The sequence below is a fragment of the Flavobacterium gelatinilyticum genome (assembly GCF_027111295.1).
Classification (GTDB): Bacteria; Bacteroidota; Bacteroidia; order Flavobacteriales; family Flavobacteriaceae; genus Flavobacterium; species Flavobacterium gelatinilyticum.
This window is the reverse complement of sequence record NZ_CP114287.1, coordinates 2,254,445-2,271,055: the sequence shown is the minus strand read 5'-3', so window position 1 is coordinate 2,271,055 and position 16,611 is coordinate 2,254,445. Positions and strand designations below refer to the sequence as shown.

Here is a 16,611-nt window from a genome sequence, read left to right as displayed (position 1 = left end):
TAGAGTAGGGTGTAAGATGTTGTAAAATAAGAAGTTGTTGTTTTGTGCCAAAAATCAGGCATAAAAAAAGCCTATCAAAATGATAAGCTTTTATTAAAACGATAAGGTTTATTTTTATCCGTTTCCTGCAAGGTTTTCAAAACCTTGTAGGTATTCTAGGTTAATCTAATACTTTAAAATTTAAACCTACAAGGTTTTGAAAACCTTGCAGGATCGTAAATGATGAAATGATTTTAAAAGTGAAATATTGGAATTTGGAATTTTAAAAAATTGGAATTTATTCTATTGAATCCCGTATTCTTCAATCTTTCTATACAAAGTCGCAATCCCAATTTCCAACAATCTGGCCGTTTCAGCTTTATTTCCTTTAGTATAATTCAAAACTTTTTGAATATGCAGTTTTTCAATACTCTGCATTGAAAAAGCGGACATAGATTTTGTGTTTTTTTCCGTTTGATGCTGCATTTCATAAGGCAGAACATCAGAAGTCAGAGTATCTCCATTACTCAAAATAACCGATCGTTCAATAACATTTTTGAGTTCGCGGATATTTCCCGGCCAGGAATAATTTTCTAATTTCTCAAGGAAATCAGCTGAAGTTTGTAAAGTCTTTTTATTCGTTTTTTCTGAAAACTGTTTCACATAAAAATTAGCCAGTAACGGAATATCTTTCACTCTTTCACGAAGCGAAGGAAGTTTGATTTCGAAAATATTCAAACGGAAATACAAATCAGAACGGAAACGATGCGCTTCACTTTCTTCCTTTAAATCTCTGTTTGTTGCAGCAATTAGTCTAAAATTTGATTTTTTAGAAGTTGTATCTCCAACCGGAATATATTCACTCGTTTCTAAAACACGCAATAATTTAGCCTGAAGATCGATTGGCATTTCTCCAATTTCATCCAGGAATAAAGTGCCGCCATTTGCTTCTTCAATAAAACCTTTTTTATCTTTTAAAGCTCCAGTAAACGCACCTTGTTTATGACCGAACAATTCGCTTTCTAAAATTTCCTTGCTGAAAGTACTGCAGTTCAAAGCCACAAAAGACTTTCCTGCACGATTGCTGTTTTCATGAATTGCTTGCGCAAAAACCTCTTTTCCGGTTCCCGTTTCACCAGTCAATAAAACAGTCGAATCGGTTTTGGCTACTTTTTGAGCCAAATCGATAACCTGTTCGATTCCTTTTGATTTTCCGATTATGGTATTAAAGGAATATTTATCGCCAATGCGTTTCTCAAGCTGTTTTACTTTTTTCTGCAAATGCACTTTTTCGACCGCTTTATAAAGAAGCGGAATAATCTTGTCATTATCATCGCCTTTTACAATATAATCGAAAGCGCCATTTTTCATTGCCTGAACGCCATCCGGAATATTTCCAAAAGCGGTCAGCAAAATAACTTCTGTCAAAGGAAAACTGCTTTTTATGTTTTGAACAAAATCAACGCCGTTTCCGTCGGGAAGTTTTACGTCACACAAAACAACATCAATATCGGTTTGCTCCAGTTTTTTTAAACCAGACTTTAAGTCTTTTGCTTCAGAAACCTCAAATCCTTCCGATTTAATAATACGAACCAGCAGACTTCTTAGTTTTTCTTCGTCGTCTATAATTAAAATTTTGTGTGTCATTTTGCAGATATACTAAAACCGAATTGGTATTTTGATGTACAAATTTAGGTTTAAAATTGGTTCTCTTTTTTGAATTCTTGAAAATTCTTGCAAAATCAAATTTTTAAGAAATGCCATTGTAAGTTAGCTTTCAAAAAAAAAACAGATACAATATTTGTAGCTACAAATATTATAATTCTATTAACATTCGAAAAGAAAGTCATTCATATAAATGAGTTAATTTTGCACTTTAGCTTAATTTTATATGAAAAAACCAATTTCAGTCTCCATATTAGAGCTGGCGATTATTACTCAGGACAGTAACGCCTCCGAAACATTTCAGAAAACAAAAGACATTGCGCAATTAGCAGATCAATTAGGATATAAACGTATCTGGCTTGCAGAACATCACAATATGGCCCATGTTGCCAGTACTGCAACTGTAGTTTTAATTGGTTATGTTGCAGAAAACACAAAAGACATCAGAGTAGGTTCTGGCGGAATCATGTTGCCAAATCATTCTCCTTTAGTAGTTGCGGAACAGTTCGGAACATTGGAAACACTTTATCCAAACCGAATTGATCTTGGTTTGGGCCGTGCTCCAGGAACCGATCAGCCAACTGCCGAAGCAATTCGAAAGGATTTTTTTGAACAAGCACAGCGATTTCCGCAAAATGTCTCAAAACTGCAGGAATACTTTTCAGCACAAAATGAAAATGGAAAAGTAAGAGCCTTTCCTGCCGAAGGTTTGAATGTGCCAATCTGGATTTTAGGTTCAAGCATGGAAAGTGCGGCCTTAGCCGCAGCTTATGGTTTGCCATATGCTTTCGCTGGGCACTTTGCACCGAAGATGATGATTCAGGCATTTGAATTTTACAGAGAAAATTTCCAGCCATCAGAGTATTTAGATAAGCCAAAAACAATGGCATGTGTAAATATCATCGCCGCAGATACAAACGAAGAAGCAGAATTATTGTCTACAAGTTTATATCAAATGTTTCTAAATCTGATTCGAAATGATCGTAAAGGATTACAGCCGCCAGTTCCATCATTAGATGATATAATGAACGAAGCAGAGCGTTTTCATGTAAACCAAATGACAGCGGGAACTTTTACAGGAAACAAAGAACAATTAGTAACAGATCTTAGGAAATTTATAGACTATGCCAGAATAGACGAACTTATGTTGACAAGTCCTATTTTTGACCATCAGGCAAAACTAAAAAGTATTCATATCACCAAAGAAGTAATAGATACTCTAAATCAATAATACATATATATATAAAGAATAAGTTATACTATAATAAAGAACAACTCTAGTTCTGAACCCGGCAGGTTTTCAAAACCTGCCGGGTTTTGTTTTTTATACATATATATAATAAGTGCAAATTCTCCGGCAGAGCGTAGTCGAAGCTTTTTTGGAATTTCAGATTTATCTAGGGGGCTTTATCCTGCTATACGCTTCAATCTTTTAGCGCCGAACGCCGGCTGGAAAAGGATTTTGGCTTCTATCGGGTCTGTGAAATGAGTTTTGCTAATAGTTTTTTGGAAAAAGACGGGATTTAAAAAGATAAAGAATCACCTTAAAAAGAGGTCAAAAGAATAAGAACTCCTCAAAATCGAGGGTCTGAAACCATCCCAAAATAATAAAAAAGGTAACAAAAGAGGAAAAATCCTGCATACGATGCGAAATAATTAAAATGTAAAAATGCTGTTATCAGTTAGTTAAGAAAAAGAGCAAAAAAAGATTAAAAAAACTCTTGAAAAAAGCTTGTTTAAGCGGAAAAAGGTTCTACTTTTGCACCCGCAACAGCGAAAAACGCTCTTCGAAATACTGACAAGGATTTGAATTAAGAGAGGAAGAAAATTTCTTAAAAAAAAAGATTCAAAAAAGCTTGTGAGATTTGAAAATGCTTTTTACATTTGCACCCCGCAAAACACGGAAAGTTCCTTGAGAGATTGATAAGAGAGATTAGAAAACGAGACGAAAAAAAAGTTTCAAAATTTTTTAAATTTTTCTTGCCAGAAACAAAAAGAATTTTTAGTTTTGCACCCGCTTTGAGAAACAAGCGATAAAGATTAAAAGAATACGTTCGTAGACATATTGAATTGACAGCTGTCCCGATTACTCGGGACATAAAAAATAAGGGTAATAGAATTGAGAGATTCGAGAAGAACCGATAGAATCTGCATCGCATAATAATATAAAAATATACGATGAAGAGTTTGATCCTGGCTCAGGATGAACGCTAGCGGCAGGCTTAACACATGCAAGTCGAGGGGTATGCTTCTTCGGAAGCAGAGACCGGCGCACGGGTGCGTAACGCGTATGCAATCTGCCTTTCACAGAGGGATAGCCCAGAGAAATTTGGATTAATACCTCATAGTATTACGACCCGGCATCGGGATGTAATTAAAGTCACAACGGTGAAAGATGAGCATGCGTCCCATTAGCTAGTTGGTAAGGTAACGGCTTACCAAGGCTACGATGGGTAGGGGTCCTGAGAGGGAGATCCCCCACACTGGTACTGAGACACGGACCAGACTCCTACGGGAGGCAGCAGTGAGGAATATTGGTCAATGGACGCAAGTCTGAACCAGCCATGCCGCGTGCAGGATGACGGTCCTATGGATTGTAAACTGCTTTTGTACGAGAAGAAACACTGATTCGTGAATCAGCTTGACGGTATCGTAAGAATAAGGATCGGCTAACTCCGTGCCAGCAGCCGCGGTAATACGGAGGATCCAAGCGTTATCCGGAATCATTGGGTTTAAAGGGTCCGTAGGCGGTCTTGTAAGTCAGTGGTGAAAGCCCATCGCTCAACGGTGGAACGGCCATTGATACTGCTGGACTTGAATTATTAGGAAGTAACTAGAATATGTAGTGTAGCGGTGAAATGCTTAGATATTACATGGAATACCAATTGCGAAGGCAGGTTACTACTAATTTATTGACGCTGATGGACGAAAGCGTGGGGAGCGAACAGGATTAGATACCCTGGTAGTCCACGCTGTAAACGATGGATACTAGCTGTTGGGCGCAAGTTCAGTGGCTAAGCGAAAGTGATAAGTATCCCACCTGGGGAGTACGAACGCAAGTTTGAAACTCAAAGGAATTGACGGGGGCCCGCACAAGCGGTGGAGCATGTGGTTTAATTCGATGATACGCGAGGAACCTTACCAAGGCTTAAATGCAGACTGACCGATTTGGAAACAGATCTTTCGCAAGACAGTTTACAAGGTGCTGCATGGTTGTCGTCAGCTCGTGCCGTGAGGTGTCAGGTTAAGTCCTATAACGAGCGCAACCCCTGTTGTTAGTTGCCAGCGAGTAATGTCGGGAACTCTAACAAGACTGCCAGTGCAAACTGTGAGGAAGGTGGGGATGACGTCAAATCATCACGGCCCTTACGCCTTGGGCTACACACGTGCTACAATGGCCGGTACAGAGAGCAGCCACCTCGCGAGAGGGAGCGAATCTATAAAGCCGGTCACAGTTCGGATCGGAGTCTGCAACTCGACTCCGTGAAGCTGGAATCGCTAGTAATCGGATATCAGCCATGATCCGGTGAATACGTTCCCGGGCCTTGTACACACCGCCCGTCAAGCCATGGAAGCTGGGGGTGCCTGAAGTCGGTGACCGCAAGGAGCTGCCTAGGGTAAAACTGGTAACTAGGGCTAAGTCGTAACAAGGTAGCCGTACCGGAAGGTGCGGCTGGAACACCTCCTTTCTAGAGCCTTAGTGTTAGCTTTAATGAGCACGCTTAGGAAATAAGATGCAGGAAATTGAGGTTCTGAATCTGAGATTGTATTACTCTTGCTGTTAATTTAAAAAAATGAAAGAATTAAGTAAAACAGAGTCTCGTAGCTCAGCTGGTTAGAGTACTACACTGATAATGTAGGGGTCGGCAGTTCGAGTCTGCCCGGGACTACTTTTTTAAGCTTCTTGATTAAAAATTAAGAATTAAAAATTAAAAAAGACTGTTAGCTTAATAAAAAAAAGGAAATTTTAGAAGTTGAAAGATTAAAGGATCAAAAGTTCATAATTTTTAATTCACGATTTTTAATTTTTAATTAAAATGGGGGATTAGCTCAGCTGGCTAGAGCGCCTGCCTTGCACGCAGGAGGTCAACGGTTCGACTCCGTTATTCTCCACCATCCCGATAAATAGGGAAAAAGTTCATTGACATATTGAGATAAGAAAATAATAAGAAAGTAGAAAGCGTTTTTTGTTATAGTAGAAATACAAAGACAGAAAACAAAAAAAAACGGTCTCATTGTAATAATGAGATTGGTACAATAAGCAAAATAAGGGCGTATGGGGAATGCCTAGGCTCTCAGAGGCGATGAAGGACGTGATAAGCTGCGAAAAGCTGCGGGGACTGGCACACACAGATTGATCCGCAGATATCCGAATGGGGCAACCCGTTATATTGAAGATATAACACACCGATAGGTGGGCAAACCCGCTGAACTGAAACATCTAAGTAGGCGGAGGAGAAGAAAACAAAAGTGATTCCGTAAGTAGTGGCGAGCGAACGCGGATTAGCCCAAACCAATGTTGTTACGGCATCATTGGGGTTGTAGGACCGCGACATTTTATGCACAAGGAACCGGAAGTTTCTGGAAAGGAACGCCATAGAGGGTGACAGCCCCGTATGGGTAACAAGTGTAATAGATAGCGGTATCCTGAGTAGGGCGGGGCACGTGAAACCCTGTCTGAATTTGGCGGGACCATCCGCTAAGGCTAAATACTCCTGAGAGACCGATAGTGAACCAGTACCGTGAGGGAAAGGTGAAAAGAACCGTGAATAACGGAGTGAAATAGATCCTGAAACCATACGCTTACAAGCGGTCGGAGCCCTTTCGTGGGGTGACGGCGTGCCTTTTGCATAATGAGCCTACGAGTTAACGCTGCTGGCAAGGATAAGTACTTCAGGTATGGATCCGCAGCGAAAGCGAGTCTGAATAGGGCGCTTTAGTCAGTAGTGTTAGACGCGAAACCGTGTGATCTACCCATGGGCAGGTTGAAGCTGTGGTAACACACAGTGGAGGACCGAACCGGTTGACGTTGAAAAGTCTTCGGATGACCTGTGGGTAGGGGTGAAAGGCCAATCAAACTCGGAAATAGCTCGTACTCCCCGAAATGCATTTAGGTGCAGCGTTAGTTATAAAGTTATATAGAGGTAGAGCTACTGATTGGATGCGGGGGCTTCACCGCCTACCAATTCCTGACAAACTCCGAATGCTGTATAATGTTCACTAACAGTGAGGGCTTGGGTGCTAAGGTCCAAGTCCGAGAGGGAAAGAACCCAGACCATCAGCTAAGGTCCCCAAATATATGCTAAGTTGAAAGAACGAGGTTTGTCTGCCCAGACAGCTAGGATGTTGGCTTGGAAGCAGCCATTCATTTAAAGAGTGCGTAACAGCTCACTAGTCGAGCGGACGAGCATGGATAATAATCGGGCATAAGCATATTACCGAAGCTATGGATTTGACGTAAGTCAAGTGGTAGGGGAGCATTCCAACAGGGTTGAAGGTGTATCGTAAGGTATGCTGGACCGGTTGGAAAAGAAAATGTAGGCATAAGTAACGATAATGCGGGCGAGAAACCCGCACACCGAAAAACTAAGGTTTCCACAGCTATGCTAATCAGCTGTGGGTTAGTCTGGTCCTAAGGCGAACCCGAAAGGGACAGTCGATGGCTAACGGGTTAATATTCCCGTACTACTAATTACTGTGATGGGGTGACGGAGTGATGAAAGCGCCGCGAACTGACGGAATAGTTCGTTGAAGTACCTAGCTATAGGTCCTGTAGTAAAATGCGCAGGAACTGGTGAAATACGATAGTACTCGGAGTCTTCGGACAAAGAGATAGTGCGCCTAAGGGCTTCCAAGAAAAACCTCTAAACTTCAGGTAGTTAGTACCAGTACCGTAAACCGACACAGGTAGTTGAGGAGAGAATCCTAAGGTGCTCGAGAGATTCATGGCTAAGGAATTAGGCAAAATAGACCTGTAACTTCGGGAGAAAGGTCGCCCCGAGCAATCGGGGCCGCAGTGAAAAGGTCCAGGCGACTGTTTATCAAAAACACAGGGCTCTGCAAAATCGTAAGATGACGTATAGGGCCTGACACCTGCCCGGTGCTGGAAGGTTAAGAGGAGATGTTATCTTCGGAGAAGCATTGAATTGAAGCCCCAGTAAACGGCGGCCGTAACTATAACGGTCCTAAGGTAGCGAAATTCCTTGTCGGGTAAGTTCCGACCTGCACGAATGGTGTAACGATCTGGACACTGTCTCAGCCATGAGCTCGGTGAAATTGTAGTAACGGTGAAGATGCCGTTTACCCGCAGTGGGACGAAAAGACCCTGTGCACCTTTACTATAGCTTAGTATTGACCTTGGATAAATGATGTGTAGGATAGGTTGGAGACTGTGAAGCGGCGTCGCCAGGCGTTGTGGAGTCATTGTTGAAATACAACCCTTTGTTTATCTGAGGCCTAACCCCGCGATGTGGGGGACAGTGCTTGGTGGGTAGTTTGACTGGGGTGGTCGCCTCCAAAAGAGTAACGGAGGCTTCTAAAGGTTCCCTCAGTACGCTTGGTAACCGTGCGTAGAGTGCAATGGCATAAGGGAGCTTGACTGAGAGACATACAGGTCGATCAGGTACGAAAGTAGAGCATAGTGATCCGGTGGTTCCGCATGGAAGGGCCATCGCTCAAAGGATAAAAGGTACGCCGGGGATAACAGGCTGATCTCCCCCAAGAGCTCATATCGACGGGGGGGTTTGGCACCTCGATGTCGGCTCGTCACATCCTGGGGCTGGAGAAGGTCCCAAGGGTTGGGCTGTTCGCCCATTAAAGTGGCACGCGAGCTGGGTTCAGAACGTCGTGAGACAGTTCGGTCTCTATCTACTGCGGGCGTTAGAAATTTGAGTGGATCTGATTCTAGTACGAGAGGACCGAATTGGACAAACCTCTAGTGTATCTGTTGTCCCGCCAGGGGCACCGCAGAGTAGCTACGTTTGGAAGGGATAAGCGCTGAAAGCATATAAGCGCGAAACCCACCACAAGATGAGATTTCTTTTAAGGATCGTGGAAGATGACCACGTTGATAGGCTATAGATGTAAAGGCAGTAATGTCATAGTCGAGTAGTACTAATAATCCGTAAGCTTATGTACACCCTTTTCCTCTCTCGTCCCAGACGAGAGAGGAGGAAACTTTCTAAAGTATGCTTATTGTGTTTCTTTATCTCAGTATGTTAAAATATTTGCTCGACGCAGAGCAGTCTTTAAGTCGAAAGATTAAAGTTAAAAGTCAAAAGACTTTACCACTTTAAGACCTTTGACTTTAGACTAACAACCTTAAGGTGGTTATTGCGGCGGGGCTCACCTCTTCCCATCCCGAACAGAGAAGTTAAGCCCGCCTGCGCAGATGGTACTGCAGTTTTGTGGGAGAGTATGTCGTCGCCTTTCTTTTCAAAAACCCTATCCAATAATGGATAGGGTTTTTTGTTTTATAAAATTATCAAATACTTGACCTCAAATAACGGATATACGTTCCAAAAGAAAAATACTCTAAGTTTTAAAAGTGTTAAATTATAATCAATTGTATAAGGTTAGGTATTTATAGTTTCGGGCTATTATTTTCTATCAATGAAGAAAACTTGTGGAACGCCTGCTTTTACTGCAAAATTATCTATAGTTGATAATATTTAAAGTGTTCTATACCAGATCAGTATTTTTTTTGCTTCGTTCTCTAAAAATTAAAAAGAGTAAAAATCACTATTTATAGTGATGTTTAAAAAATGTCCGGACTATAGTTTTGCATTTTCATAATATGTGCAAAATTATACGCTATCCAGAATGACAAAATTTAAAAATTTAGGTGGGAAAATCCGAGTAAAGTATATCATTTTACTATTTTTTTCGTCCTTTATAATGAGTTATGCTCAGGTTAAAAATCCACCGAAATCAGAACTAAATAGATTGACGCTGCTTGATAAAACCAGTTTTAAATCTGTAGAAAAAACTCTAAAAATTATTTCAAGCAAAAATACTGGTAAAACTGCCAGAGTTACGGCTGATACAGAACCTCCTGTCTTAATTTGTCCGCCAAATCAATTATGGCATTGTGGTACAGCAGTTCCTGATTATTTTAATCTTTTATCTGTAGATGACAATGTGGATAATGATATTCATCTTACTCAATTCCCTGGAGAAGGATCCTTTTTTTATGATGGAATGAAAATTGATTTTACGGCAACCGATGAAGCCGGAAATACTAGTTATTGCAGCATTATAGTCAATGCTATCACACCTGATGTTTCTCCACCGACTTTTACGTGCCCTTCGAATATTAAATTGAAATGCGGCGATGTCATTCCGAATTATGCTATAGATCCCATGATGAATCTCGCAGATGACTGTAGTGATCAGATTTTGTATTTAATGACTCCTGCTCCGGGTAACATTTTTGGCGGGAGTGCAACACCTGTAGAAATAGAGTATACCGATAAAGCAGGTAATAAATCGTATTGTAACTTTACAATTACGCCTGATGCAGATTCTAATAGTCCTGTTATTAGAAATTGTCCTGGAAATCAGTTATTATCCTGCGGATCTGTTCTTCCTGATTACAGGCTGAGAATTTCAGTTTCGGATGAATGTGAAGGTACTATTACAGTTTCTCAGACTCCCCCTCCGGGAAGTGCGTTTATTCCGGGAATGACCGTTACCATTGATGTTAAGGATTCGTCAGATAATACGACCAGTTGTTCTTTTATGGTTAATATTGGTACAGATAGAGAACCTCCGGTTCTAAATTGTCTTGGAAATCAAACACTATCGTGCGGTTCTGTGCTTCCAAATTACGCTGCATTGGCAAGTGCCACAGATAATTGTGATAGTTCACCAACAATTACACAGATTCCTGCACCTGGTTCACTTTTTATTCCGGGGATGACCATTACACTTACAGCAACAGATGCCTGGTATAATAGCAGTGTTTGTACGTTTGTTGTTAATGCAGCTCCAGATGTTGTTAAACCTGTAATTATCTGCAGAGGCGATCAAACTCTTTCCTGCGGTTTACCTTTACCTGATTTTACATCAATTGGACGTGCAACTGATGATTGTGATGTAGCTGTTGTAATTACCCAAAATCCGCCTATGGGCAGTGATTTTATTCCTGGAATGACCGTGACGCTTACTGCGACTGATGCCTCCGGTAATTTTTCAGACTGTACTTTTATTGTAAACGCAGCAAATGATATATATCCACCATCAATTTCCGGTTGTTCTGCAACCCGAAGATTGGCCTGCAGTGCTGTTTTGCCTGATTACAGATCTGATATGACAGTTTCTGATAATTGTGATCCCGAACCTCTTTTTGTTCAAGACCCTCCTCCGGGAAGTCCATTTGTATCAGGTATGGCAGTAACTATGACAGCAACCGATGCTTCCGGTAATAGTGCGGTATGCAGTTTTATAGTAAATGTATCTGATGATAATATACCTCCTGTTATTTCAAATTGTCTCGGGGAGCAGACTTTAGAATGTGGTTCTCTCATTCCAGATTATACCTCGCTTTTGATTATTACCGATAATTGTGATTCTACGCCAATTATTACACAAAATCCTGCCCCAGGAACGGTTTTTACATACGTTACAAGTTTGACAATAACAGCCAGGGATGCAGCTGGAAACAGCTCATACTGTGATTTTCGTATAAATTTGCTTCCCGATGTTACCGCACCTGTTTTGTCGGGTTGTCCCTCAGATCAAATACTGACCTGCGGTTCAGTCTTACCGGACTATACTTCACTAGTTACCGTGACAGATAATTGTGATACGGGGCTGAGAATTGTACAGTCACCCTCGGCAGGAGAATTTTTTACACCCGGTATGACAGTCACGCTTACTTCTACTGATTATTCAGGAAATAGGGCAAACTGCAGTTTTATTATTAATGCCGACAGTGATACGACAAAACCAATTATAAGTGGCTGTCTTGGTGATCAGAATTTATCTTGTGGCTCTGCCATTCCGGATTACAGGCCTCGCTTAAGTATACGGGATAACTGTGATCGTTCTCCTGTTGTAACCCAGACTCCTGCTCCTGAAAGTATATTTACTGAAAAGACAATTTTAACTATAACAGCTGAAGATGCCTCGGGAAATATTGAGACCTGCAGTTTTAATCTTATTCCTTCGGGAGATTATACACCTCCGGTTATTACATGTCCGGGTGATCAGACTTTAGCACTTGGGGATGCTTTACCTGATTACTCGGCTGTAATAATGGTTACAGACAACTGTGATCCTTCTCCTATTATTTTCCAGAGTCCGTCAGCAGGAACTCCATTTACTCCGGGAATGCGTATTACTGTCTCGGTAAAAGACTTTAGCAACAATTATTCATTCTGCTATTTTTTCGTGAATGCTTCGGGAGCAACAGGTGCTCCGGAAATTATCTGCCCTGAGAATCAGCAATTATACGCTGGTTCAGTTTTGCCTGATTACGTCTCCTTTCTGCAATCAGTTAAAGATGATGCTACAGATAATAAAGATTTGATTTTTATCCAGATGCCTCCAGCCGGAACATTATTTAATGCAGATACAAATGTAACAATAGGGGTTGAGGACGCTTCAGGAAATATTAGTTCGTGTACATTTTTAGTGGGATTAAAAACAGAGTCAGAAGTTATAGATTGTGATCACATGTTTAATGTATCTAATCTCGATGGTACAAACGGATTCACAATATATGGAGAAAGAATAAGCCATCAGACTGGCTACAGCGTTAAAAATGCAGGAGATGTAAATAATGATGGTATTGCAGATATTATTATAGGCGCTCCCGGAAATCAATATACTTATTATTTATATGAACCGGTTAACGGAGCAGCTTACGTAGTTTTTGGAAAAGCAGGAGGTTTTGCTCCTAATTTGAATCTAAATTCACTTAATGGAACAAACGGTTTTAAAATTCGCGATGATATTGAGTCTGGCCCTTATGATGCTCCTTATGCAGGGTACGATGTTGGAACCGCAGGTGACCTTAACGGTGACGGAATCGCTGATTTTATGCTTAGTTCTCCCTCTGCCGCAAATCAAAAAGGACAAACTTATATTGTTTTTGGAAAAAGTTCAGGTTTTCCCTCCGAAATTAAGCTGTCAGATCTGGATGGTAATAATGGTTTTGTTTTTAGAGGACTTTCAGATTACGAGTCGTCCGGACGCAGTATTTCTTCTATTGGAGATATAAACAATGATGGTTTCGACGATATAGCAGTAATTACAGCAGCATCGGGAGCAGTAAATGGAAGATGTTACATTGTTTACGGTAAAAATTCCGGTTTTCCTTCTGTAATAGAAGCCGTAGATCTTAATGGTGTTAGTGGATTTACAATATCCGGCGATGAGGCAAAAGGCAGTGTTGGATATGCTGTAACCGGCTTAGGGGATATAAATGGTGACGGCATAAGTGATTTTGGTCTGGGATGCTCTTACCGTAATTCTCAGGACAAACGATATATTATTTTTGGAAGATCATCAAACTTTCCGGTAAACTTTAATACAACTGAATTAAACGGAACTAATGGTTTTACCATTAAAAATACAGCGGGATCATTAAGTTATTCTACGGGAATAACACAGGCAGGAGATTTAAATAATGACGGCCTAAACGACATGGTTATTGGAGGAAGCTATATATTATTTGGAAAATCTTCCTTTTCTGAGATTGTAGATTTACAGGATCTGAATGGATCGAATGGATTTAGAATAACAGGAACCACAGGTTTTAAATTTGGTTATGGCGGCGATTTTAACGGTGACGGAATAGGCGATTATGCCTACAGCAGCTATTGGTCGAGTTATATTTTGTTTGGAAAAAATACCTGGCCTGCAGAAGTTCATACCGAAAATGACAAGGTATTTCGCATAAATTCTATTTCTTCTGATGATTACAGTATTAATTATGCAGGTGATGTAAATCATGATGGCATTGATGATATTATTATAGGGAGTAGTTTTAGTGCTTCCGGAAAATATCTTGATGATAATTTTAATCCGGGAATGGCCTTTGTCGTTTTCGGACAGAAAATCGCAGATAACCAAAAACCTGTTATCTCATATTGTCCTTCGGATGAGATTCTTTCTAACGGAGATTTAATTCCGAACTATAAAAATAGGGTTACGATAAAAGACAATTGTGATTTTAACCCTTCAATTACACAATCACCCGCTCCCGGAACTATTTTTGACGGAACAACTACTGAAGTCGTACTTTCTGTAACCGATATAAGTGGAAATAGTGCTGAATGTAAATTTATAATCAGTTCCAATGCTGATACAGAAGCACCTGCATTAACCTGTCTTTCAGATCAAATATTGAATTGTGATGATTTGGTTCCGGATTACACAGAGCAGATTACAGTTAGTGATAATACAGATGCTTCGCCTGTCGTAACTCAAAATCCTCCTGCCGGAAGCACGGTTGTTGAGGGTATGACAATTACAATTACAGCCAAAGATGCGTCAAACAACAGTTCGGCCTGTACTTTTGCAATTACTGTTGCAGCCGATACAGAAAAGCCGGTAATAACCAGCTGTATTTCGAATCAAATAGTCGAAACAGGAAGTATTATACGAGATTATGCTGCTTTCATAACCGTAAGAGACAATTGCGACTCCAATCCGTTAATTACACAATTACCCGCTGCCGGAACTATTTTTGACGGAACGGCTGCTGAAGTTGTACTTTCTGTAACCGATATAAGTGGAAATAGTGCCGAATGTAAATTTATAATTAGTTCCAATGCTGATACAGAAGCACCTGCATTAACCTGTCTTTCAGATCAAATATTGCATTGTGATGATTTGGTTCCGGATTACACAGAACAGATCATAGCTACTGATAATTCAGATCCTTTGCCTGTCGTAACTCAAAATCCTCCTGCCGGAAGTACGGTTGTTGAAGGTATGACGATTACAATTACAGCCAAAGATGCGTCAAACAACAGTTCAGCCTGCACTTTTGCAATTACTGTTGCAGCCGATACAGAAAAGCCGGTAATAACCAGCTGTATTTCGAATCAAATAGTCGAAACAGGAAGTATTATACGGGATTATGCTGCTTTCATAACCGTAAGAGACAATTGTGATTTTAACCCTTCAATTACACAATCACCCGCTGCCGGAACTATTTTTGACGGAACGGCTGCTGAAGTTGTACTTTCTGTAACCGATATAAGTGGAAATAGTGCTGAATGTAAATTTATAATCAGTTCCAATGCTGATAAAGAAGCACCTGCATTAACCTGTCTTTCAGATCAAATATTGCATTGTGATGATTTGGTTCCGGATTACACAGAACAGATTACAGTTACTGATAATACAGATCCTTCGCCTGTCGTAACTCAAAATCCTCCTGCCGGAAGTACGGTTGTTGAAGGTATGACGATTACAATTACAGCCAAAGATGCGTCAAACAATGAATCAAATTGCAGTTTCAGGATAAACATTTCTTCAGATGTAACAGCCCCTGAAATTATATGTATACAAGATCAAACTTTATCATGCGGCAACGTAATTCCAGATTATACAGGATTAATTTCAGTAACTGATAACTGCGATCCTTCTCCTGAAATCATGCAAAGCCCGTCAGCCGGAAGTGCATTTACAGATGGAATGACCATTACCATAACAGCCAAAGATATATCAAATAATGAATCTAATTGCCAATTTAAAATAAATGCTTCCGCAGATGTGACTGCGCCTGTAATTGTTTGCATTGGAGATCAAACTTTATCATGCGGCAGTATAATTCCAGATTATACACCTCTAGTTACAGCAAATGATAACTGCGATCCTTCACCAATAATTACACAAAATCCTTCTGCCGGGAGTGTTTTTACAGACGGAATGAGTATAACAATTACAGCCAAAGACATTTCGAATAATGAATCCTATTGCAGTTTTAAAATAGATGTTTCTGCAGATGTAACAGCACCATTAATTACATGTGTTACTGATCAAAATTTAGCTTTTGGTGCTGTTCTTCCAGATTACCGTTCTATGACAGGGATTGTAGATAATTGCGATTCAGACTTAATCGTTACACAAATACCAGGACCTGGAACCAATGCTGTCGACGGAATGACTGTAATAATGAGTACTATTGATAACAGTGGAAACAGTACATCATGTTCATTTAAAATTCATGTTACCCAAGATGTCGAAGCACCTGTTTTTGCCTGTATTGCAGATCAAATGTTTGAATGCGGCATAACGACAATTCCGGATTATACCAAAATGATTTTTGCGGAAGATAATACTGATCCAAATCCAACAATCACGCAGACACCAGTTGCCGGAAGCGATTTTTCTGAAGGAATGACAGTTAAAATAATAGTTTCAGATAAAAGCAATAACGCCTCAGTCTGTACTTTTCAGCTCTTTACTTATCCGGTTTTAGTTGATGCCGGAGAAGATATAGAAATCAATAAAGACCAATCTGTAAAACTTTATGCGGCGGCATCAGAACAGGGAACATTTTTATGGTCACCGTCAAAAGGTTTAAGTGATACAAAAAAAGCAGATCCAATTGCTTCACCTTTAGAAACAACTACTTATAAAGTTGTTTTTACAAATGATGACGGTTGTGAAGCCGAAGATTTTGTTACAGTAACAGTGATTTCATTAGAGGAAGATGAAACAAGATACGGTTTTTCTCCCAATGGTGACGGCATTAATGATTTTTGGGAAATAGACAAGATAACAAACTATCCGGAGAACGAAGTTTTGATTTACAGCCGCTGGGGCGATTTGGTTTTCCAGACCCGGGGGTACGATAATGCCTCAAATGTTTTTAGCGGCATTGCTAACAAGAGCCGGAATCTTGGAGCCGGTCAGCTTCCTGAAGGAACATATTTCTTTGAAATCCGTGTCAATCAGCCCCATCACTTTAAAAAACTCAAGGGATATCTTGTTTTAAAACGTTAATTC

3 protein-coding genes, 2 tRNA genes and 3 rRNA genes are annotated in these 16,611 nt (G+C 40.3%); 7 read left to right on the top strand and 1 reads right to left on the bottom strand.

Annotated features, from left to right (window positions below; all coding sequences use genetic code 11):
- Positions 1–282: 282 nt before the first annotated feature.
- On the bottom strand, positions 283–1,626 hold the full coding sequence (locus tag OZP11_RS09520; RefSeq protein WP_281234978.1) for a sigma-54-dependent transcriptional regulator: 1,344 nt from the start codon (positions 1,624–1,626) through the stop codon (positions 283–285).
- Between the two features lie 244 nt (positions 1,627–1,870).
- On the opposite strand from OZP11_RS09520, the gene OZP11_RS09515 reads away from it, so the two are divergent.
- The 7 genes from OZP11_RS09515 (at position 1,871) to OZP11_RS09485 (ending at position 16,608) form a co-directional block, all read left to right on the top strand.
- Positions 1,871–2,875: an LLM class flavin-dependent oxidoreductase gene (locus OZP11_RS09515; RefSeq protein ID WP_281234977.1), complete on the top strand. Its 1,005-nt coding sequence runs from the start codon at positions 1,871–1,873 to the stop codon at positions 2,873–2,875.
- 944 nt (positions 2,876–3,819) lie between these two features.
- Positions 3,820–5,333, top strand: a 16S ribosomal RNA gene (locus OZP11_RS09510).
- Between the two features lie 127 nt (positions 5,334–5,460).
- Positions 5,461–5,534: transfer RNA gene (locus tag OZP11_RS09505), tRNA-Ile, on the top strand.
- 149 nt (positions 5,535–5,683) lie between these two features.
- Positions 5,684–5,760, top strand: a tRNA-Ala gene (locus OZP11_RS09500).
- Between the two features lie 139 nt (positions 5,761–5,899).
- Positions 5,900–8,781, top strand: a 23S ribosomal RNA gene (locus OZP11_RS09495).
- A 184-nt stretch (positions 8,782–8,965) separates the two neighbouring features.
- Positions 8,966–9,075 (top strand): 5S ribosomal RNA (rrf, locus tag OZP11_RS09490).
- Together the 16S, 23S and 5S rRNA genes with 2 tRNA genes alongside form the textbook arrangement of a ribosomal RNA operon.
- A gap of 390 nt (positions 9,076–9,465) precedes the next feature.
- A complete protein-coding gene (locus tag OZP11_RS09485) occupies positions 9,466–16,608 on the top strand; it encodes an HYR domain-containing protein (RefSeq protein ID WP_281234976.1) in 7,143 nt (2,380 codons plus the stop codon).
- Positions 16,609–16,611 lie beyond the last annotated feature (3 nt).

Excerpts from the sequence above, each read along its gene's own strand:
- OZP11_RS09520 (WP_281234978.1), bottom strand. The coding sequence starts at position 1,626 with ATGACACACAAAATTTTAATTATAGACGACGAAGAAAAACTAAGAAGT.
- OZP11_RS09515 (WP_281234977.1), top strand. The coding sequence starts at position 1,871 with ATGAAAAAACCAATTTCAGTCTCCATATTAGAGCTGGCGATTATTACT.
- OZP11_RS09485 (WP_281234976.1), top strand. The coding sequence starts at position 9,466 with ATGACAAAATTTAAAAATTTAGGTGGGAAAATCCGAGTAAAGTATATC.